General features: G+C 46.7%; 18 protein-coding genes. 7 read left to right on the forward strand and 11 right to left on the reverse strand.

What is annotated here, in order from left to right:
- The 4 genes from ACQY6Q_RS13730 to ACQY6Q_RS13745 form a co-directional block, all read right to left on the reverse strand.
- A partial coding sequence (locus ACQY6Q_RS13730; RefSeq protein WP_427982221.1) for a BRO-N domain-containing protein occupies nucleotides 1-603 on the reverse strand: 603 nt, incomplete at its 3' end.
- Nucleotides 604-1,281: 678 nt separating this feature from the next.
- A complete protein-coding gene (locus ACQY6Q_RS13735) occupies nucleotides 1,282-1,908 on the reverse strand; it encodes a Yip1 family protein (RefSeq protein WP_427982223.1) in 627 nt (208 codons plus the stop codon).
- A 74-nt stretch (nucleotides 1,909-1,982) separates the two neighbouring features.
- Entirely contained in the window at nucleotides 1,983-2,639 is a 657-nt protein-coding gene (locus ACQY6Q_RS13740) for a Bax inhibitor-1 family protein (RefSeq protein WP_427982225.1), read from the reverse strand.
- A 420-nt stretch (nucleotides 2,640-3,059) separates the two neighbouring features.
- Nucleotides 3,060-3,530, reverse strand: coding sequence for a hypothetical protein (locus tag ACQY6Q_RS13745; protein ID WP_427982227.1), 471 nt, complete (start codon nucleotides 3,528-3,530; stop codon nucleotides 3,060-3,062).
- Nucleotides 3,531-3,927: 397 nt separating this feature from the next.
- Here ACQY6Q_RS13745 and ACQY6Q_RS13750 point away from each other — a divergent pair, with 397 nt between their 5' ends.
- From ACQY6Q_RS13750 to ACQY6Q_RS13765, 4 genes are read left to right on the forward strand one after another with little or no spacing between them, the layout of a single operon-like run.
- The gene (locus ACQY6Q_RS13750; RefSeq protein WP_427982229.1) at nucleotides 3,928-5,325 is read left to right on the forward strand and encodes a TolC family protein; all 1,398 of its coding nucleotides are present in this window, start codon (nucleotides 3,928-3,930) and stop codon (nucleotides 5,323-5,325) included.
- A gap of 9 nt (nucleotides 5,326-5,334) precedes the next feature.
- Nucleotides 5,335-6,318, forward strand: a complete 984-nt coding sequence (locus tag ACQY6Q_RS13755) for an HlyD family secretion protein (protein WP_427982230.1) — start codon at nucleotides 5,335-5,337, stop codon at nucleotides 6,316-6,318.
- 3 nt (nucleotides 6,319-6,321) lie between these two features.
- On the forward strand, nucleotides 6,322-7,503 hold the full coding sequence (locus ACQY6Q_RS13760; RefSeq protein ID WP_427982232.1) for an ABC transporter permease: 1,182 nt from the start codon (nucleotides 6,322-6,324) through the stop codon (nucleotides 7,501-7,503).
- Nucleotides 7,500-8,681, forward strand: coding sequence for an ABC transporter permease (locus ACQY6Q_RS13765; RefSeq protein ID WP_427982234.1), 1,182 nt, complete (start codon nucleotides 7,500-7,502; stop codon nucleotides 8,679-8,681). The genes ACQY6Q_RS13760 and ACQY6Q_RS13765 overlap by 4 nt, the downstream gene beginning before the upstream one ends.
- Before the next feature lie 18 nt (nucleotides 8,682-8,699).
- On the opposite strand, the gene ACQY6Q_RS13770 is transcribed toward ACQY6Q_RS13765, so the two are convergent.
- The 4 genes from ACQY6Q_RS13770 to ACQY6Q_RS13785 form a co-directional block, all read right to left on the reverse strand.
- Nucleotides 8,700-9,401 (reverse strand): substrate-binding periplasmic protein, encoded by a 702-nt coding sequence (locus ACQY6Q_RS13770; protein WP_427982236.1) that lies wholly within the window; start codon nucleotides 9,399-9,401, stop codon nucleotides 8,700-8,702.
- Between the two features lie 224 nt (nucleotides 9,402-9,625).
- The gene (locus tag ACQY6Q_RS13775) at nucleotides 9,626-10,897 is read right to left on the reverse strand and encodes an O-acetylhomoserine aminocarboxypropyltransferase/cysteine synthase family protein (protein ID WP_427982237.1); all 1,272 of its coding nucleotides are present in this window, start codon (nucleotides 10,895-10,897) and stop codon (nucleotides 9,626-9,628) included.
- Nucleotides 10,898-11,067: 170 nt separating this feature from the next.
- Entirely contained in the window at nucleotides 11,068-12,405 is a 1,338-nt protein-coding gene (locus ACQY6Q_RS13780; RefSeq protein ID WP_427982239.1) for an MATE family efflux transporter, read from the reverse strand.
- Nucleotides 12,406-12,534: 129 nt separating this feature from the next.
- Nucleotides 12,535-12,981 (reverse strand): MarR family winged helix-turn-helix transcriptional regulator, encoded by a 447-nt coding sequence (locus ACQY6Q_RS13785; RefSeq protein ID WP_055735047.1) that lies wholly within the window; start codon nucleotides 12,979-12,981, stop codon nucleotides 12,535-12,537.
- A 111-nt stretch (nucleotides 12,982-13,092) separates the two neighbouring features.
- Here ACQY6Q_RS13785 and ACQY6Q_RS13790 point away from each other — a divergent pair, with 111 nt between their 5' ends.
- Both ACQY6Q_RS13790 and ACQY6Q_RS13795 read left to right on the forward strand, forming a co-directional pair.
- Entirely contained in the window at nucleotides 13,093-13,515 is a 423-nt protein-coding gene (locus ACQY6Q_RS13790; RefSeq protein ID WP_427982240.1) for an organic hydroperoxide resistance protein, read from the forward strand.
- Between the two features lie 210 nt (nucleotides 13,516-13,725).
- Entirely contained in the window at nucleotides 13,726-16,632 is a 2,907-nt protein-coding gene (locus ACQY6Q_RS13795) for a glycoside hydrolase family 13 protein (RefSeq protein WP_427982241.1), read from the forward strand.
- Nucleotides 16,633-16,670: 38 nt separating this feature from the next.
- Here the strand turns inward: ACQY6Q_RS13795 and ACQY6Q_RS13800 are convergent, their stop codons facing one another.
- From ACQY6Q_RS13800 to ACQY6Q_RS13810, 3 genes are all read right to left on the reverse strand, one after another.
- Nucleotides 16,671-17,702: a LacI family DNA-binding transcriptional regulator gene (locus ACQY6Q_RS13800; protein WP_427982242.1), complete on the reverse strand. Its 1,032-nt coding sequence runs from the start codon at nucleotides 17,700-17,702 to the stop codon at nucleotides 16,671-16,673.
- A 99-nt stretch (nucleotides 17,703-17,801) separates the two neighbouring features.
- Nucleotides 17,802-18,266, reverse strand: coding sequence for a GNAT family N-acetyltransferase (locus ACQY6Q_RS13805; protein ID WP_427982243.1), 465 nt, complete (start codon nucleotides 18,264-18,266; stop codon nucleotides 17,802-17,804).
- Nucleotides 18,266-18,679 (reverse strand): DUF1294 domain-containing protein, encoded by a 414-nt coding sequence (locus tag ACQY6Q_RS13810; protein WP_427982245.1) that lies wholly within the window; start codon nucleotides 18,677-18,679, stop codon nucleotides 18,266-18,268. Before ACQY6Q_RS13810 ends, ACQY6Q_RS13805 begins: the two co-directional genes overlap by 1 nt.
- Before the next feature lie 497 nt (nucleotides 18,680-19,176).
- On the opposite strand from ACQY6Q_RS13810, the gene ACQY6Q_RS13815 reads away from it, so the two are divergent.
- A partial coding sequence (locus ACQY6Q_RS13815; RefSeq protein ID WP_427982246.1) for a helix-turn-helix transcriptional regulator occupies nucleotides 19,177-19,986 on the forward strand: 810 nt, incomplete at its 3' end.

Here is a 19,986-nt window from a genome sequence, read left to right on the forward strand (position 1 = left end):
ACTGCACCTGTGACGGACAGTCACAATAAACGTATCTTCAGGCTCCTTAGAGTCCATAGCATTTACTTTGTCCACTACAGTTCCAAGCTTGCTTTTTACTGTAATAACGTCCTGCTCAAGCTCATCTTGTTTCGCTAGCGCATCCGCGATCATCCTTGAATTTTGCGCTACGATCTCTGCCATTTGAGTAAGCAAAGACCCTTTTGCTTCATGTGGTGGTGGATAAACACCATGTTTAGTTAAAGAAGGAATAACTTCGTGATAAAGCCACTTTTGGAACCGCTTTCCGGCTTTGCTTCTATCACTAGAGAGAACTCGGTATAACCCTGGTTGGGTAACAAAAATTTCAGTTTCACCGTCAAATATTGGGTTGACTGATGGAACAGAAATATATTCATCTATATCCAAAGCTTCCAGCTGTGATTTTATAAGGCCAGCCATTAGTTTAGGCGCATGCGTTTCGTTAAGCTCTCTGTTTTCTTTGTTCAGAGTTACCAGAATATCTTTCAATGAGATATGTAACAGCCCTTCATGGGAGAGTGTACGAATGTCTGAGTTACCAGATTCGCCTTCATAGCAAATATTGACTAATTCACTTTTCAAATCGACCTTCCTTTCTCAATTAAAAATACCCATAACATTGTATTGCTGCGACCTTGCAAGCTAGCCTACCGTACAAGGTAATCACTAAGCATTCATCGCCGCACCAATAAATATAAAAACAATTAACAATCATACGCTAAGTGAGCAAGACGCGAACCAGAGCACGTTCAACATTTTGCTAGCCCGCTCAGGCATAGATCCGATACTCGCCAAAGCGTGTTTGCTTCACCCCCAGATGAACGGGCTGCGCAGGAGTAACGGAGATGCTAGGGCGGCCTTTCTTTCGCTTAGTTAAGCCTGCATAGCCCAAAAATCAATGCGTTGCCAACAATCCAAACACAGCTTTAGATTAAATCATTTTACCCACTCAACAATGGCAAATGACGGCTTTCCCTCCCCATGCATCCTCGCCAAATGATGCCGCCAAAACCGCGATTACGCCGAGCACTGTTTGAGCGTAGCGAGTTGCGCAGGCGCGTGGTTTTGACAAATCATTTACGGTAACTACGAGGATGCCGGGCCGTCTTTCTTTTGCTTCGTTTTCTTTAACGGTTAAAGAAAATGAAGTCGCCGTCAAGGCGAAATCGAACAACAAGACCAGTCCAGCAGCAGCCGCTACAGTGCGTTAGCAGAACACCAACACCATGCCGCAAAAAATGACAGATTGCTCAGATAGGCCTATACCAAAGCGATAAAGGCAAACACCAGCAACATAATCGGCACTACAATAACCAGTGCAGACAGAATTAGATTGCCCAAGGCCTTCCACGCAGAAAAACCCTGTACCTGCGCCAAACATTTTAAAAGCACCACCAAGGCCCATAATCCAAGAATGATTTCTGCTATGGAAAAGCCCAATAGCGTCACCGCCAACAGCGGACTTGCATCAATCCTCGGCGTGGCGGTGGTAAATAGCTCTTGGCCAAACAGAGCCAATTCTGGCACCCAAAGTAGTAAGCTCCAAATACTCAGCACACCGGCCCAAGCAATGGCGGCGCGGATCTCTTGAGTGCTTGCTTCACCACCTAGCCAAGAGCCTACCCAGCGAAATAGAAAGCTACCAATGTACAAGCCGATAATACCCAGAAATGGCCCTAAAGCTGCGGCAATAATAAAGATATAAGGCAACTCAAATCTGTCGCCCAAGCTTTTAAAGCTGGCGCGATTTAAGACTTCGCCAAAGCCGGCTATCGCCGCCAATAGCAGCACCAGATGCTGAGGGTTATTGTCGATGATTTGTTGAATAGTAGCGCGAGGCTTGGTCCACATGGAGAACCAAGGATTGAGCTGTTGCTGGTGATGCATTTGTTTTCCTTAACAAGTTGCCGCGACGCTACAGTTTTCTGTCAGCTTAGCCGCGGCTCATCCATTAACGTTAATTACTTTCTACCCAGAATGCGCAAAATACGCAGGAATAGGTTGATGATGTCCATGTACAGGGCAGCGGCGCTGTCTATCGCGTTATCATAGGTTTTGGGAATGGCATTGGCGCGCGCCCAGTCGTAACCGATGTAGCCACAAAAAATCAGTGCCACCGCCCAATCGAGCACGCCGTGATGGGTTTTAAAGATGAAGATTTCTATCAACTCCACCACTATCACACACAACAGAGCAATGAACAGGCCACCAATAATGCGTTGGAAAAAGGCGGGATACATCGAGCCCAACAACATCATCACAAAGGTCACCATGCCGGTCACTCTTACCGCTTCCAATACAATTTCTGGATTGTACTGACTAACCACCACGTTAATGATTAAACCAAAAGGCACTACGATGAAGTTGTAACCAATGAAGCTCACCAGCGGATTATCTGATTTGCGAAACAGATAAATACCGAAGAAACATGAGGCGAAATAACCACCAAAAAACACCAAGGGACTTACCGAACGAATCGCTTCGGCGGGAATGTTCTTCACCATTAACCAATTAAGCGCAAAGCCCCACAGCAGGGTTGCCCCAATCACCATGTTATACATACTGCCACTGATGATTTTATCGCTGGTTTCTGTTCTATCAAAAACACCGACTTCCATGTTTATTTCCTTACTAATTAACCAATAATCTTTTACTTTAAGTACCAAGTCGCCTGGCCACAGGATTACGCCCTTAGCGCGATGCTGGATGATTCCAACCAAAGCACCTGCTAACTGAGGAGGAAAGCGGAAGAATAGCGTCGATTCGGCCTAGTCGTTTATTCATCAAGGCTGGGCTTTGGCTACGCAGCACTGCCTTCTAATAAAATTAAAAACAAATTTATCAAATAAATATCTAGTTACACCAGCAACTTATCTAAAATTTATGATGTATTCGTGAAATTTACTTTTGCCAAAAGCCAGCATTAGAGTGCTTCGCGGCGCTTGTTTGCGCAAATAGGGGCAATAAGTGATTTAGCTGGGGAAACAGCGCTTTCTAGTAAAACTACCTAACCAGAAAGAGCTATCGTTATTAAGCACTTAACTGCGCTTACAGCCAATTACTGTTCCGTTGGTTTCGGATTTCACTTTCAAAAAGGATTTATTTAGCTGTAGAACTTTAGATGATTCACTGACGTTTTGCGGAAATAAGCTCTCCATATCCAGTATTTTGTCTAATCTAGGATGACTAAGGTTAACCACCTTAATCTCCTCACTCGTTTCAATGAGATAGCCATTTTTTAGCTGCCAAACACCGCTTCCCGTAACCGAATACTTGACTTCTAGTCCATCAGGAAAGCGGATAACAAAGAAACCAAAGCCATTTGACTTACCATTACGAATATAATTGGCGTCCATATCTACAAATATCTTCACGCCATTCTCTTCAAGTGAAGTTTTACAATGCCAACTGCCATATAAATCAGCTTGATTTATCGAGGCGTTAACATTGCTCGCCCAAGACAGTAAAGCCGTTGTTAAAGCTAACGACCATAAATAATTAAGCTTCATACATATCCTTATGTTTATAGAAGATTAAGCAAGGCGCTAAAACATCAAGTCCTAACTCATGGGTCTAAACAGTATTAACAAAAAAGTTAATTATATCCACTTGGGTTGCTCAATAAAAAAGGTGAGCGTCCGAGAATGGCTCGCCTTAAATATAGCCAGCACTGTAAACTTCTCGCTGACGTGATAACTCACAGACAAGTGAAAAAGTGCTTTAACCATACTGATTAACCACTCCACTGCCACCTTCGGTTTGATAAGCCCTTAACCTGGCCTTATTAGGCCCAAACTTAATTGACTAAAATTACGTCAAATGAGACTGTTAAGCGCAGAGTAAAACTTGTATCAACAAGGCTAGTTAATGTAGAGTAATTACTCTAAATCATAAGGACCATGTTAAGTGAAAAAACTGCTTACCGCGATATATTCAAGTTTAATCTTCGGAGTATTGCAGCTCGCTCTAGTCGGTCAAGCTTACGCCATGAGCTTTGAACAAGCATGGCAAGAAGTGTTAACAAACAACGATAGCTTAGCTGCCAACAAGGCCAGTGTAGAACGCAGCGAAGCGCTACGCGAAGCAGCTAAAGCGCTCTACTATCCCAAGGTTGACTTAACCGGCAACTATACGCGCCTAGAAAAACCAGTCTCTTTAGATTTAAAAGATTTAGAGCCGCTCGCCTCACTAGATTTAAGCGGCTTAGATCCAGCCTTAGGACAAATCTTGGCGCCGCTTCTGCAGTTACCCACGGTAACCAATTTTACCGACCAAGATATTACCACCAGCTCTATTCGCGCCATTTGGCCGTTATACACCGGCGGACGACGCGGCGCGGCTATCGACATTGCGCGCGAGCAACACATAGAAGCGGGTAAGGTACTGGCCATGCAGCAGCAAGCTAAGTTTGAAGACTTAGCCCGTATTTACTTCGGCGTAGTATTGGCAGCTCAGGTAGCAGAAACCTATAAAGAAGTAGAAGATGGCTTAAAGAAACATCTAAGCAACGCTTTAAAACTAGAGCAACAAGGGCAAATTGCCTACGTTGAACGCTTACAAGCCGATGCGTCTTATGACAAGGCTAAGGTCGATACTCAAAAAGCCCTGCGTAACTATCAAATTGCCCAACTGGCCTTAAAAGATCTGTTACATAGCCAGCAAACGGTTGAACCCAGCACGGCATTGTTTACCGAGTCAGCCATTCCCGGCTTAGAACAATTTATGAGCCGCACCCTTAATAGTTACCCCGGTCTGGCGATCCTCGACAGCAAAACCGAACAAGCGAAAAAGCTGGTCACTATTGAGAAAGGCAGCTACATGCCGGAAGTGTTTATGTTTGGTAACTACCAGCTATACGAAGGCGACAGCTTAGCCGCTCAATATGCGCCCGACTGGATGGTAGGAGTGGGCGTATCTATACCACTTATCGACAACTCTGGCCGCGCCGACAAGGTCAACGCCGCTCACAGCACGGTTCGCCAAATCGGCTATGTGCGCGCTCAGGCGGAACGAGACCTAGGTTTGTTAGTAGAAAAAACTTATCGCGAAGCACAACTTGCGCTAGAGGAATACCAAGGGCTTGAATCATCTTTAGCCTTGGCTGAAGAGAACCTACGGATCCGCTTAAAAGCCTTTAATCAGGGCTTGGCCACCTCTGTAGATGTGGTGGATGCCGAAATGTTTCTGGCCAGTGTTAAAACCCAGCGCCAAGCCGCCGCCTATAATCATGTATTGGCACTGGCAAAGCTCACCGCACTCAGCGGCGAAATGGCTAACTTTTCACAATATTATCGCTTCAACTAGGGCTTACTTATGCGTAAATCATCTGCAATTCTTCCTCTGGTGCCGCTAGGTATCATTATTGCTTGGGTAGGCTATTCGTTTTGGCAGGCCTACCAACCCAAACCTCAACTATTGCAAGGGCAAATTGAAGCCCAGCAATATAATATTTCGTCTAAAGTGGCAGGCCGAATTGACCAAGTATTAGTGAAAAAAGGCCAGCAGGTTGAACCCGGCCAGCTTATTTTCACCATTACTAGCCCCGAGTTAGACGCCAAGTTAGTGCAGGCAAAAGCCGGACAGCAAGCCGCCTCGGCCATGGCAGAACAGGCAGAAAACGGCGCGCGCTCTCAAGAAGTCGCCGCCGCCAAAGACCAATGGCAGAAAGCGCAAGCGGCGGCCCAGCTAGCCGAAAAAACCTACCAACGGGTTAACAACCTCTACCAAGATGGCGTAGTGGCCGAACAACAACGTGACGAAGCCTATACCCAATGGCAAGCCGCACGCTATACCGAAAATGCCGCCTCGCAAATGTACCAACTGGCACAAGAAGGGGCGCGCGATGAAACCAAAAAAGCCGCTCAAGAACAAGTTAGAGCCGCCGCTGGCGTAGTGGCCGAAGTAGAAGCCTTTACCAGCGATACCGACGTCACCAGCTGGCATGCCGGTGAGGTAAGCCAGCTGTTATTGCAAAGCGGTGAATTGGCCCCTACTGGTTTTCCGGTGGTATCAATCATCGATATGCAAGACGCTTGGTTAGTATTACATGTGCGTGAAGACCAACTCAGTCAGTTTCAAAAAGGCCATCAGTTTATGGCCCGCTTACCGGCACTAGACAACCAAAGCTTTAAGTTTGAAGTGTCCCATGTATCGGTGATGGGTGATTTTGCTACTTGGCGCGCCACCGATAGTCGCACCGGCTTTGACCTACGCACCTTTGAAATTGAAGCCCGGCCACTACAGCAAATCGACCAATTGCGCGTGGGCATGAGCGCCATCATTGAGCTTGAGCAATAAGCCATGAGTCAAGCGTCTACGCAAAGCGTGACCGTACAGCAGTTGTTGGTACAACAGTGGCAACTGCTATGTCGAGATCGCTGGTTGCTCAGCTTACTCACTTGGTTACCCATCTTGGTTTTTTTGCTGGTATGGTGGATTTTCTCCGCCGGTTTAACCCGCGAGTTACCCATTGCCGTGGTCGACCTTGACCATAGCCAAATATCCAGAACCTTACAGCAACACTATGACGCCAGCCCTAGTCTTAAGGTCATTAGTGTAAGCAATGAGATCGAAGCGCGACGCATGTTACGCAAGGCCGATGTCTCGGCCTTGGTGATTATTCCCGAGGGCCTAGAAAAACAGGTTAAATTGGCTCGCCCGCCCAAAGTCGCCGCTTACTACAACAGCCAATTCATGGTGTTAGGTAAGCAAATCAACTCGGCGCTACAACAGGCCCATGGCACCTTTAATGCCAAAATAGAGGTAACCAAAAAACTCAGCGCGGGTAATACCCAACTGATGCAAGCGATGAGCGCAGCTGTCCCTATTCGCAACCAAATCAGCGCCCTATACAACGGTAATAGTAACTATGCCCAATTTATTGTGTCAGCGGCTTTGCCTGCCTTCTGGCAAGTATTGATTGTAGCCGTCACCATATTAGCCTTGGGCGCAGAGTTAAAAGAACAGCGCTACAATGCCTGGCTGGGCCAACAAGCGCTGAGTAAAATTAGCGTTAAACTGCTATTTTTTGGCGCCCTCTTGTGGCTACAAGGCATCCTGTTATGCACGTTGATGTTCCATGTATTCGACTGGCCGATGCGCGGTTCGTGGAGCATTTTGTTACTGGGCATGCTGCTGTGCATTATGGCAACCCAAGCCATTTGTTTAGTCTTTATGTTGTTTTTTCAAGATATGGCCCCCTCATTTAGCTTTACCGGTGCCCTCACCGCGCCCAGCTTTGCCTTTATGGGCGTCACCTTTCCGGTTACCGACATGCCCCAGTTTGCCCAGTTTTGGCGCCAATTAATTCCCATCACTCAATATATTGAGTTGCAAGTCACCCAAGCTAACTATGGCGCCCATGTTAGCCAAGCCCTGCCGCAGTTAAGTATTTTGCTGCTCTTCGGTACTGGCTTTTTGTTAGCGGCCTACTTGGTAAAACGACGCTTCAGCCTTCCTCACAGTGAGGAGCCATTAGCATGAGATCTTTTCCCTTATTGCCGCTAGAGTGGCGTAGAATAATCAGGAACCGTTCGCTACTGGTCACGGTGATTGGCGGTTTGCTGTTTTATGCCTTTCTCTATCCTCAGCCCTATCGTTTGCAAACGCCCTTGCAGCAATCAATTGCGGTGATTAATCACGACGGTAGCCAGTTGAGCCGACAACTGCTGCGCATGGTGGACGCTAGCCCTCTAGTTCAGGTGGTCGCCCAAGTAGCCACCATAGAGCAGGCGCAGCAACAATTAATTGAACGAAAAATTAGTGGCTTTTTGGTGGTGCCTAAACACTTCTATCGTGACCTGCTATTGGGCCGCTCGCCTACCTTGTCTTATGCTGGCGACGCCTCTTACTTTCTTGTTTATGGCACCATCGTACAAGGCTTAGCCACCACCTCGGGTACACTTGCCGCGCAAGTGAAGGTAAGCCAAATGTTGCTGCAAGGGGTGCCATTAGAGCTAGCCAGCAAACTACATTCCCCGGTTCAACTCCAAGCAGAAGCGGTATTTAATGCCAACCAAGGTTATCTTGATTACGTGATACCAGCAGTGTTTGTCATTATTTTGCATCAAACCTTATTGATTGCGCTGGGCTTACACGCTTCGCCCAAACTAGGTTCTAGTCAGGCTAATGTATTGGCGTATGCCTCGGTGGTGAAGGTGTTAACGGTGCGTTGCCTATTATTTGTGGCCATTTATTGGTTAATGTCTTGCTTCTATTTTGGCTTTACCTTTGATGCCCTAGGGGTACATCATTGGGCCAATATTGCCGATATATTTAAACTGTTATTACCGTTTTTAATTGCCACAGTTTGCCTAGGACAATGCATTGCTTGTTTACTTCCTCACCGTGATTACGCCACCGCGGTGGGCTTATTAAGCTCTTTGCCGATTGTGTTTTCCTGCGGTTTTATTTGGCCTTTAGACAGCGTACCGCCGATGATAAACATTCTCTCTGACGTGGTACCGGCTAAACCCATGGTATTAGGCATGTTGAAAATAAACCAAATGGCCGCCTCGTTTAATGAAGTTAGTCAGCACTTTACTCACTTATGGCTACAAGCAGCAGCCTATTTCAGTTTGGCCTTGAGCCTGCTCTATTGGCAAAAACGCGCCATAGGCTCTTCCGCTAACACAGCTACAGTTGTGCACGCCAAGGGCTAACACTAGCAATAACCGCAGTTACTCGGCAGGGCTAATGTTATGAGGGTTATTCGATTCGATGAGCTCTGCTTGCTCCCTTAGCTCGGCCATTATTTGACTTAAGGGTTCAACCAAGTCTTGATGGCGCGAGTGCAAAAAGTGATACATGGGAATTTCTTCGATCACCGTAGGCGGAATATTCAACTCGCGATGGCGATTTTTTTTAATCCAATACAAGCCCACCCCCCTAGGCAAAATGGCCACATCGACTCGGCCTCGCTCCAGCATGGTTAATACTTGTTCGGCATCATTTAAGAAATATGCTTCGCCATGCTCAGCTAAGCGATTCACCGAAGCTAAATGCCCGCGAACAGCGGCAACCCTATAGTGTTTTAAATCCGACCAGCTATGAATGACTAGAGCTTCATTATTCACAAAAGCGGCGACTTTTAGTTGTCCAACCGGAACGGGGATAAGGGTATGTTTGGGTAAATAGCCCGCAGCGTATATGGTTCTGGCCAGTTCACCGTCTATATCTTCACTGTCTCTTGCCTGATGCAGTGAGCGCTTGGCCGGCATGGGCAAAATCTCTATTTGATAGCCCAGCTGTTGGTAGGCCGCGCGCACAAACTCACTAATATGAGGGGCGGCAACAACGCCTTCAACGGTAGAAATACGCATTGTATGGTCGGCATCAACGCTCTGAGCCAACACTATATTCAATAGTAAAAACCATCGCATATTAGCTAAATCCCTCAGATTACCACAATCCTTAAAACCCTATTTCAGTGTAGCCGAAGTGTTAACAGATTTTGCAGCGGTGTAACTTTTTATTTAGTCAATAAAGGAATAAACAGACTGGAGGAACTGAATTTACAGCATAGGGCTTAAACTTTTTAAGCCCTATGCTGCTAGTAATGCAGAGCGTTAAACCGCTCTGAGCCAGGCTTTAACTGGCCAAAGGTTTAGGCTTTTTCTAAAGCCTGCTCAACATCGGCAATAATATCGTCAATGTTTTCAATACCCACTGAGATACGAATTAAATCGGCACTCACACCCGCTTTGGCCAACTCTTCATCGTTTAACTGACGATGGGTAGTCGTTGCAGGATGGCAAGCTAAGGACTTCGCATCGCCAATGTTCACCAAGCGCAAAATCATCTCTAGCGCATCAATAAAACGCCCGCCCGCGTCTTTACCGCCTTTAATACCAAAACTCAAAATACCCGAGGCCTTGCCGCCAGCGATCTTCTGACAGACCTGATGATAGGGGCTAGCACTCAGCGCTGCGTAATTAACCCAAGCCACTTTAGGATGTTGCTGTAAGTATTCGGCCAGTTTTTCGGCATTTTTACAGTGGCGCTCCATACGTAAACCCAAGGTTTCCAAGCCCTGTAAAATTTGGAAGGAGTTATAAGGAGAGATAGCGGCACCGGTATTACGTAAGGGCACTACTCGGCAACGGCCAATATAAGCCGCAGGGCCTAAGGCTTCGGTATATACCACACCATGATAAGAAGGATCCGGTTCATTTAAGATCTTAAAGCGCTCTTTATTTGCTACCCAGTCAAACTTACCTGAATCAACAATAATCCCGCCAATCGAGGTGCCGTGCCCACCAATGTACTTAGTGAGTGAGTGGATAACGATGTCGGCACCCAAATCGATAGGACGACATAAAAACGGCGTAGCCACGGTATTGTCTACCATTAATGGAATACCGTGCTTGTGGGCAATCTCGGCCAGTTTAACCAAGTCCACTACATTACCCGCCGGGTTACCAATCGACTCACAAAAGATTGCCCGAGTATTGTCGTCAATGGCTGCTTCAAAGCCGGCGTAATCGTCTGCTGACACCATCCGCACTTCAATGCCCTGCTTGGGAAAGCTATGAGCAAATAGATTATAAGTACCACCATATAGCTGGCTGGTGCTGACAATGTTGGTGCCCACTTCACATATACATTGAATCGCGTAAGTAATCGCCGCCATCCCCGAAGCTAAAGCTAAACCGGCAATGCCGCCTTCCATCGCCGCCACACGTTGCTCTAATACGTCGGTAGTGGGGTTCATAATGCGGGTATAAATATTACCCGGCACCTTTAAGTCAAATAAGTCTGCCCCGTGCTGAGTATCATCAAAAGTGTAAGAAGTAGTTTGATAAATCGGCACCGCGGCCGCTTTAGTGGTAGCTTCCGATTCATAACCATGGTGGAGGGCTAAAGACTCTAATTTCATGATATTTCTCGCTGTTTGAAGGAAAATAACAAGCCAATTAGCGGCAAACTCACTTACCGCTAAGCATGCTAATAGGGTTAACTAAAACATTTAGTTGTAGCGATATTCATCGCTAAATGACAATACAATTGAAGCAGAGTGTGATCTACCACAAGCCTTCCACACCAGCGCTAGCTAATTCCCATGCTGTGCCACTTATAGGTTTTCCAGCGCCAATGGTTAATAATGCCACGCAGCACCTCATCTAAAGCAAAACAGGCCCAAGCGCCAATAACGCCCAATTGCCAAGAGATGGAACACAGATAGATCACCGGCACTACGCCCCAAATAAACACGATACCAACACTGGCAGAGAAACGCCCGTCGCCCACCGCTTTGAGCGCCATGCCCGCCACAATATTAATTGCGCGAAAGGGTTCCATCACGATGCAAATAATAAGCAGCCACTTAGCATAAAACTGCACTTGGGGATCTTGGCTGAAAATGCCAATTAAGGGCTGATAAAACCAAGCAAAGACCAACATGTTGATAAAGGCAAAAGACATCGCCAAACGAATGCAGCGCATATAGGTAGCATCTACTGTATCTAGATTGCGAGCGCCCATGTGGTGAGACATGATAATTTGTCCAGCAGCAGCCAACGAGGCACTCACAGCCATCGAAACAAACAATAAGCGTAGCACAAAAGTGTAGGACGACACCGCCAGCACACCCAAGCTAGCTAAAATACCGGCCACTACAATTTGTTGCAGCGTGTAGTTAGCTGGCTCAGCAGCAGAGGGAACCGAGATCTTCAGTAACGGCCTTAGTACAGCACGCATCTGTGGCAACATGGCTCGGCTAAATTCCAAACGCACTCCCGCCTTATAATGCACAATTGCCATCACCATTAACCAAGCAAAAACAAAGGACAAAACGGTACTAAGGGCAATTCCCGGCAAACCCATGCGCGGTAAGCCAAACCAGCCAAAAAATAAGGTCGCATTTAGAAAAATATTTAAAACGTTAGTCAGCAACGATACCAACATGTTCCATTGAGTCATGGCCTTGGCCGCTAAGATCGAACCATAAGCACAACGCAAGCCATGAAAACCAAAACAAAAACCAATAATGGCTAAATACTGTTCAGCATAAACCTGCATGGCTTCGGGAAAATTAAGCCACAAGGCAATGTTGTCGAAATTGGCTAAGGTAAACGCACTGAAGGCAAAACCAGCTACACCCAGCAACACAATGTTAGTTATAAATACCGGCTGTACTTTATCCAGTTTACCAGCACCGTAATATTGAGAAGCTGCTGCGGTTCCACCACTGGACAACATGGGTAAAACAAAAAAACCAATCAGCAAATAGGGCATCAACAAACCCGCTGTGGCGGCGGCTTCTTCCCCCAGTAGGCTTAGAAAATAAATATCGGCCATAACCACCACCCCACCGGTCAGCTGTTCGATAAGAATGGGCCAAGCTAGATGAAACAGATCTAGTTTATTTACAGCAACTTGAGACATGGGAGATTCCAGACCTAGGAAACATCCATTGTAATAGGCAGGTGCCGTGAGCCAGTTATTTTTTTAGCTTCGGCTATTACCTTTTTAGATTTTGTAGCGCCAGCGACATTTGCGACTGGCGCGATGAAACTATTTCATCAATTTGGCTAACAGGCGATCACATCCCTGTTTTAGCGCCACTAGTTCTTCGATGGGCATATCCGCTTGGCACAACATCTGTTGGGGAATGGCCTCGGCCTGCTGCCGCAGTGCCGCACCTTGCTCACTCAGCTGAATCACCCTAACCCGTTCATCTTGTTGGCTTCGACTACGTTTAACCAAGCCTTTGTTTTCAAGACGCTTTAATAAGGGAGTGAGAGTGCCTGAATCCAGATGCAGGCGCTGCCCTAAACTCTTCACGCTCACACTGTCATGCTCCCATAGCAACATCATCACAATGTACTGTAAGTAGGTAAGATCAAGCTGTTCCAACAAAGGGCGATAGGCTCGCCCCATAGCGTTAGAAGCACTGTAAAGTGAAAAGCAAAGCTGTTTGTCTAGGCTTAGCATTGAATCCTGCTCGGGGGATTGGCTCATGATTTGGGTTACCACATAAAATAAATTGCGCACAATATACTTGCAATTTGTTAGCGCCTCAACTAAAGTTGCAAACAATTAAATTGCACACAACTTAAATAGGAAGACATCATGGCAACTCTTTATACTACTTCAGCTACCGCATTAGCAGGTCGTAATGGTCAAGTTAGCAGCGACGACAAAAAATTGGATTTAGCCCTAAGCTACCCTAAAGAAATGGGCGGCAGCGGTGAAGCCACTAACCCAGAGCAACTATTTGCCGCCGGTTATGCAGCTTGTTTCTCCAATGCCATTTTGCATGTAGCCCGTGAAGGTAAAATCGCCCTTAAATCAGCGCCTACCACAGCAACCGTAGGCATTGGCCCGAATGAGCAAGGTGGATTTGAACTAACTGTGGCCTTGGCTGTGGAACTAGAACTTGAACAAGCGCAGGCAGTAGAACTAGTGAAAACCGCTCACCAAGTGTGCCCTTACTCTAACGCAACCCGTGGCAATATTGATGTAGCCCTGAGTGTTAACGGCGCCGCCATTTAAGCTAAGCTTAAACCACACAAATCCAGCCTCTTGGGCTGGATTTTTTTATCTCTTTTTGCCCTCCGCTAAAAATTTACTAAAAACAAAAACCACATCAACAAAAAATAAAACCTTGATCACATCATCATGTGGTAAAACGTTTTACTCTTGCGCTCCCAAAACAAGTAAAACGTTTAACCTATCTCAAACTCAAACCAAAAGGAGTGGTTTATGCAAGGTAAAACCCCCAAAGTCTCGGCACTCTGGCTTAGCCTGTTTGTTTCCAGTAGCTTACTTAGTGGCTGTGGAAGCAGTGGCAGCAGCAACCCAGCAGAAGAAACCCCAGAGGTACCGGAGCTCACTTGTGAAGCCCCATTAGTACTCAATGAAGCCGGCGATGCTTGTATTAGCGAGGAAACCGAACAACCCGGTGAAAATACCAATGCTCGCCAATGCGTAGCAAACCCCTTTGAAGGCACCAATATCTACCTACGTGGTGGAATGAATAGCTGGGCAGCCAACGAAGACTACCAATTTACCTACATGTGTGACCGCTTTGAGCTAGTAAGCGAGCTAAGTGGTGAAATGGAATTTAAAGTCGCCGATGAAAACTGGTCCACCACTAGCAACTGGGGTGGCGATGACACCACTGAATTCAGCGAAGACCAGCCCTTAAGCTTAGTGCTCGATGGCGCCAACCTTAGCTATGCCTTCGACGGTACTTACAAGTTAATCCTTGACGCTACTGCATCTGCAGAAGCGCCAAGCCTGAGCCTACAAAGCTGTACAGATGCTCCCTTTGCTCAAACGCTTTACTTGCGTGGCGACATGAACAGCTGGGCGGCTTCATCTGAGTATGCCTTCAGCTACTACTGTGACGGTTATTACCTGAACGTTGACCTAGCTGACAGCTATGGCTTTAAAGTTGCCGATGAGGGCTGGGCAGAAACCACCAGTTTCGGTGGCGATCCTGCCAGTGAAGCTGTGTTAACAGAGCAACAAGATTACTCTTTACTCAGTGATAGTAATGCTGCGGCCAGCACCGAGAACCTTAACTACGACTTCGACGGTGCCTATACGATAAAACTGACTTTTGCTGATGATGGCAGCATGCCAGTACTCAATATTGGTCCCCAAACTTGGGTGCAAACTGGCGTATTAGAAGTCACCAACTCTATTGCCTTAAGTGCTCACTATGACTCTCGCCAATTAGCCAACAAAACACCTTTTGGTGCAGTCCCTGCTGGCGATAACGTTGATTTCAGCTTCACCGCTGACAGCGGCATTGAGAGCGCCGAGCTAGTGATTGAAAGCCGTAAGCTAGAAGGCAATCAGGACATCCTTGAGTATACCGAAATAACGCGCATTCCAATGGTCGCTAGCGAAGCAGGCGAACAACAACGTTGGCAAGCCAGCTACACTTTTGAGAATGTTCAAGTGTACGGTTACTACTTTGTGTTCCACGTTGCAGGCGAAAGCTACGTTCTACAAAACAACAACTTAGCTGTGTATGAAACTGCAGAACGCGGTGCCGGTGGTGAAGCCACAGTGGCCTACTTACCCGAAGACAGTAAAGCGATTCGTCGTTACCGCCACAGTAGCTACGTGCCAGACTTCACCATTCCTGATTGGGCCAAAGATGCGGTTTACTACTACATCTTCCCAGAGCGTTTCCGTAATGGTGATACTAGCAATGACCCAACACCGGGTGTAGACAGCTACCATGGCGACAACATCGAGTTCCACAGCAACTGGATCGATACACCTTGGGTACCGGGTGATGGTTCCGACGAAATCTACTCTAACGATTTCTTCGGTGGTGACTTAGCAGGGATCATCGAGAAACTCGACTACATCAAATCTCTGGGTGCCAATACGCTATACATCAACCCTATTTTTGAAGCGCCAAGTAACCACAAATACGATACTTCAGACTACGAAAATATTGACGATAACTTCGGTAGCAATGAAGACTTCGTAAGACTATGTGCCGAAGCCGAAGCGCGTGGTATTCGGGTAATTCTAGACACCTCACTTAACCACAGTGGTGATGACTCGGTTTACTTCGACCGCTACGGCCGCTTTGACGGCGTAGGTGCCTTTGAGAATGAACAGGTTCGCAGTGACTCACCTTTCTACACTTGGTTCGAATTCTTCCCAGAAGAAACTGAAATCGAAAAGCAATTTACCGGTTGGGTAGGCTATGCCACCTTACCTGAAATTGTAGAAAGTGAAGGATGGAAAGCCTTTGCCTACCGCAATGAAGATTCTGTAATGAATCAATGGCTTGACCGTGGTGCTTCCGGCTGGCGTATGGATGTTGCGCCTTGGGTAACCAACGAGTTCTGGCGTGACTGGCGTACTCATGTGAAAGCCCATGACCCACAAGCGCTAACCGTTGCCGAAACTTGGTTTGATGCCTCTAAACACTTGCTAGGTGATATGTTCGATTCCACCATGAACTACATCTTCCGTGACGCCATCTTGGATTACGCGGCAGGCGAGCCAGCCAATGAGCTTTACCATAACTTTGAGTTAATGCGCGAGAACTACCCACCTGAAGCCTTCTACGGATTGATGAACCTATTATCAACCCACGATGCTTCACGGGCGCTTTACCAGTTTGGTTATAACTCTGCCGATCAAGACAGTGCAGTAATCGAACAAGCCAAACAGCGCTTGAAGTTAGCGGTATTGTTCCAAATGAGCTTCCCAGGAGCGCCCAGCATTTTCTACGGTGATGAAGTCGGCGTAACCGGTGGTGAAGACCCATACAACCGCGCACCTTACCCTTGGGCTGACCAAGGTGGGAATCCAGATGATCAACTATTGGCCGACTTTAAAGCCTTAATTGCATTACGTAACAACAACCCAATACTTCGCCGCGGCAGCATTGACGCGCCAGTATATGTGGATGAGAACTGCATTGTCTTACTACGTGAATACAATGGTGCGTATGCCTTAACGGCCTTTAACAACGCGACCGAAGCCAAAACACTTAACTTGAGTGTGGCGCAGTTAGCTAACAGCCAACTGCAAGATCTAATCAACAACAACAGTACTGTTACAGTAGCCGAAGATGGAAGTCTAAGCCTCAACGTACCAGCGCTTTACGGCACGGTAATGCTTAGCCAATAGCATTAAAGGGCTAAACAGGCAGTGCTTCGGCACTGCCTTTATTTTTTCGGAGCGCAGGTATCACCCTCGATCAGCCTGGGTAACAAGCCTTCCATAGCACTTGCCTCCGATTCCCCATTCAGTAAAGTTAATACCGCTTGGTAACCGCGCTGACTGACCTGCTGACTAATCGTGGTGAGGCGATAAGGCAAATAGCTAAGCAAAGATAAGTTATCCATACCAATTAAAGAGAAATCTTCGGGTATCCTTAGGCCTCGTCTTATCGCGGCCCTATGGCAACCCAAGGCAAGAACATCGGCCATCGTCAAGACCGCGCTTGCTCGATAGTTTAACTGCTGCTGAATTTGGCTAAAACACTGATCCGCCGCCGACAAGCTACACTCACATTCAACTAAATAATGACTGGTTTGCGCCACCTCGGCCAAGGCGTCACATACCCCGCGATAACGATCCCGATGCACTACAGACAGCTCAACTGGGGCAAACAGCAATACCAAATGACGATGACCCAAAGACAACAAATACTCAGCCGCCATACGGCCCATTTGGTAATCGTCTACACCAAAATGACGCAAGTGCTGAGCCTCGGGGTTATCGAGTAGCATCTGCCGATTATCAATAATCAGGGTATTAAATGACCAGTTGGCAATAAACTGCTCAATTGATGGAGGGAAAATACCTACCACTATCACCCCTCTAGGGGCTGCACCAATACTTAAACGTTTTAACTCATCAACATCGGCGATGCGCATAAAGCAAAAATACAATTCGCTGCGCGAGGCACCTTTTTCAATGCCCATTAATAGATCATTAAAGAAGGGACTGTCTTCTAATTGATTATGCGGGTGAATGGTATGCTTGGGCATAATCACCCAAATCATGTGACTATTGCCGGTTTTTAAAGAGGCGGCATTAAGATTGCGATGGTAGGAAAGCTCTTCGGCTATGGCCAAAATTCGCTGCGCGGTATTCGAGTTAACCTTACCGCTGCGGCCATTAATGACATTAGATACGGTGGCAATGGAGACCCCCGCCGCCTTGGCAACATCTTTAATTGTAGTCCGAGCCATTTCCTTTTTACCTCCTCTGAACCGCGCCCATAATAACCAAATGTAACGGACAAACCCAGATAATCAGTTTTGGCTGGTAAAAAGCGTGGATCAAAGCGGCTAAAACAAGTGTTTTTGCAACGTAAAATTACTTAATACCTGCCCATTACGCTCTACTTGATTGCGGCTCACTAACTCAAAGCCTTGTTTGAGAAAGAAAGCCTTGGCAGCCAAAGACGCATCTACTCGTAAACTAGGTAACTGGCGCTGCCTAGCCACAGCCTCAATATGTCGATATAGCTGTAAGCCCACTTGTTGGCCTTGATAGCGCGGCGCCACATAAAAGCAATCTATATAATCTCCTTCCAACTCGATAAATCCAGCCAGCTGCTGATTCAACAGTGCCAAATAACAGCGTTCGGGGCGTAAGCGTTGTCGCCAAAGTTCATAGTCTATTGGCAACGGTGCCCAAGCTAACTTTTGCTCAGCGCTATACTGTTGTTCGCTAATCGCATGTATCGCAGCAGTGAATAGTTCGGCCACGGCGTGACTATACTCTGGCGAGTAAGCTTGAATAGATAACATTAAAATAAACCTGTAAACACTTGCTCAAAAGCCTGAGCATAGGCCCTTCCTCCAGGGCTAAGCAAATAACCTAACAGCGCAAGGTTGAAAGCTAGCGTCAAATAGAAGCCTAGGCGAAAGCTTCGTTTTTGAGTTTTATGGCGCAGCAGGCTTTGCGCGAACATCGCCCCCGGCCAGCCACCAAACAAGGCTAAATAATGTAACTTAAATTCGGCTACTCGCCAGCGACCCGCTCGCGCCGCAGACTTATCCAAGACATAGAAACCAAAGGTGAGTACACTCATCACCAAATACAGTACCAATACCCACAACGGCAAATAATCAGCCGTGACCAAACCACCTAAAACAGCAAAAAAGGCCGCCGCCAATAAACCCGAGCGCCCCGCGCTACGCCCCGCCAAATTTTTAGCCACTGCTTCTCCCTAAGTGATGAAAGCAATTCCACAACAGACTTAGCATTTTGCCATGAAAACAGCGCATGCTTACAAATCAATTCAAGCAAACTTAAACACCGCAGCGCATGCTCGGCTAGCTAAACAATACCGCAGCAAGAAATGCGTAATCCTTCACATAATTAACACAAAGCCACAGCTGAGGGACTGAGCAAAAATCCTCCACTAAAAGCGATAATCAGCTGTGTTGAAAGAACTGGAAACAATAAGTCCACCCTCAACTAAACACATTATCAAAGTCTTAGCCTAATAGAGTCTCCGCGCTATCAGTGGCTTGGCTTGTCAAATTAGGCTTAATTTTTACTGCTAGAGTACGCCTTGCGACACGAAATGACGCAGCATGATTTACTATAAAAATTAACAGTTTATGAGCCTTTTATCAGTATTAATGAGTGATGATTTGCTTCATAAAAACAAACTGGCTGTGATAGGCTAGCAATCGAAGTTGTAGGTGGTATATGAAGCAAAAATCATCACTTAATGAGTCACTTAGCTTAGCGTTTGAAATCTTAAAACGGATTCCTCGTTCACGCTTTATTAGTGCCAAAGAGTTGCAAGCGCAGCTAGCTGAAGCAGGCATCGAACGAAACATTCGTAGCATCCAGCGAATGCTGCAAAGCCTAAGTGACAGCCTCAATCTTGAGCGCGATACCCGCAGCAAACCCTACGGATATAAATTGAAGAACACCAATTTAGGCTTTGCCTTACCCAATCTCTCCGAGCATGAATCGCTACTGCTAGGGCTATCGCAACAGTATTTAAGCCACTTGTTACCGGCCAATGTAAGCGCCTCACTAGGTGGCTTCTTCGAGCAAGCTCAATACAACCTGCATAGCGATGAATCCCCCGCGAATGCTAAGGCTTGGCTAAAAAAAGTCAGAGTAGTCAGTGAAACTCAGCCCTTGTTAGCCCCAGAGATAGACCTAGCAGTAATGCAAACAGTGAGCAAGGGGCTGTTTGAAAACCGTTGGTTAAACCTACAGTTTAACAACCGCAAGGCCGAGCAAAAACGGGCAAACGTAATGCCCTTAGGGATCGCTCAACAAGGCAACCGCCTCTATTTAGTTTGTCGCTTCGAAGGCTATAACAATGAACGGAGCATCGCTGTTCATCGCATCCAGCAGGCTCATTTATCCAGCTTTTCCTTTGAGCCCCCCGCCGAATTTGACTTAGCCAAATACGATAATGACGGTCGTTTCGGCTTTGGTGAAGGAAAACAATGTCGATTACAGTTTTGCATCAATAAAGCCCAAGGCTATTTTCTTTAT

The sequence above is a fragment of the Agarivorans sp. genome (genome assembly GCF_050295395.1).
Lineage (GTDB): Bacteria > Pseudomonadota > Gammaproteobacteria > Enterobacterales > Celerinatantimonadaceae > Agarivorans.

Bases quoted from the DNA above. Each gene is read 5' to 3' on its own strand.
- ACQY6Q_RS13735 (WP_427982223.1), bottom strand. From the start codon at position 1,908: ATGCATCACCAGCAACAGCTCAATCCTTGGTTCTCCATGTGGACCAAG.
- ACQY6Q_RS13740 (WP_427982225.1), bottom strand. From the start codon at position 2,639: ATGGAAGTCGGTGTTTTTGATAGAACAGAAACCAGCGATAAAATCATC.
- ACQY6Q_RS13745 (WP_427982227.1), bottom strand. From the start codon at position 3,530: ATGAAGCTTAATTATTTATGGTCGTTAGCTTTAACAACGGCTTTACTG.
- ACQY6Q_RS13755 (WP_427982230.1), top strand. From the start codon at position 5,335: ATGCGTAAATCATCTGCAATTCTTCCTCTGGTGCCGCTAGGTATCATT.
- ACQY6Q_RS13760 (WP_427982232.1), top strand. From the start codon at position 6,322: ATGAGTCAAGCGTCTACGCAAAGCGTGACCGTACAGCAGTTGTTGGTA.
- ACQY6Q_RS13765 (WP_427982234.1), top strand. From the start codon at position 7,500: ATGAGATCTTTTCCCTTATTGCCGCTAGAGTGGCGTAGAATAATCAGG.
- ACQY6Q_RS13770 (WP_427982236.1), bottom strand. From the start codon at position 9,401: ATGCGATGGTTTTTACTATTGAATATAGTGTTGGCTCAGAGCGTTGAT.
- ACQY6Q_RS13775 (WP_427982237.1), bottom strand. From the start codon at position 10,897: ATGAAATTAGAGTCTTTAGCCCTCCACCATGGTTATGAATCGGAAGCT.
- ACQY6Q_RS13780 (WP_427982239.1), bottom strand. From the start codon at position 12,405: ATGTCTCAAGTTGCTGTAAATAAACTAGATCTGTTTCATCTAGCTTGG.
- ACQY6Q_RS13785 (WP_055735047.1), bottom strand. From the start codon at position 12,981: ATGAGCCAATCCCCCGAGCAGGATTCAATGCTAAGCCTAGACAAACAG.
- ACQY6Q_RS13790 (WP_427982240.1), top strand. From the start codon at position 13,093: ATGGCAACTCTTTATACTACTTCAGCTACCGCATTAGCAGGTCGTAAT.
- ACQY6Q_RS13795 (WP_427982241.1), top strand. From the start codon at position 13,726: ATGCAAGGTAAAACCCCCAAAGTCTCGGCACTCTGGCTTAGCCTGTTT.
- ACQY6Q_RS13800 (WP_427982242.1), bottom strand. From the start codon at position 17,702: ATGGCTCGGACTACAATTAAAGATGTTGCCAAGGCGGCGGGGGTCTCC.
- ACQY6Q_RS13805 (WP_427982243.1), bottom strand. From the start codon at position 18,266: ATGTTATCTATTCAAGCTTACTCGCCAGAGTATAGTCACGCCGTGGCC.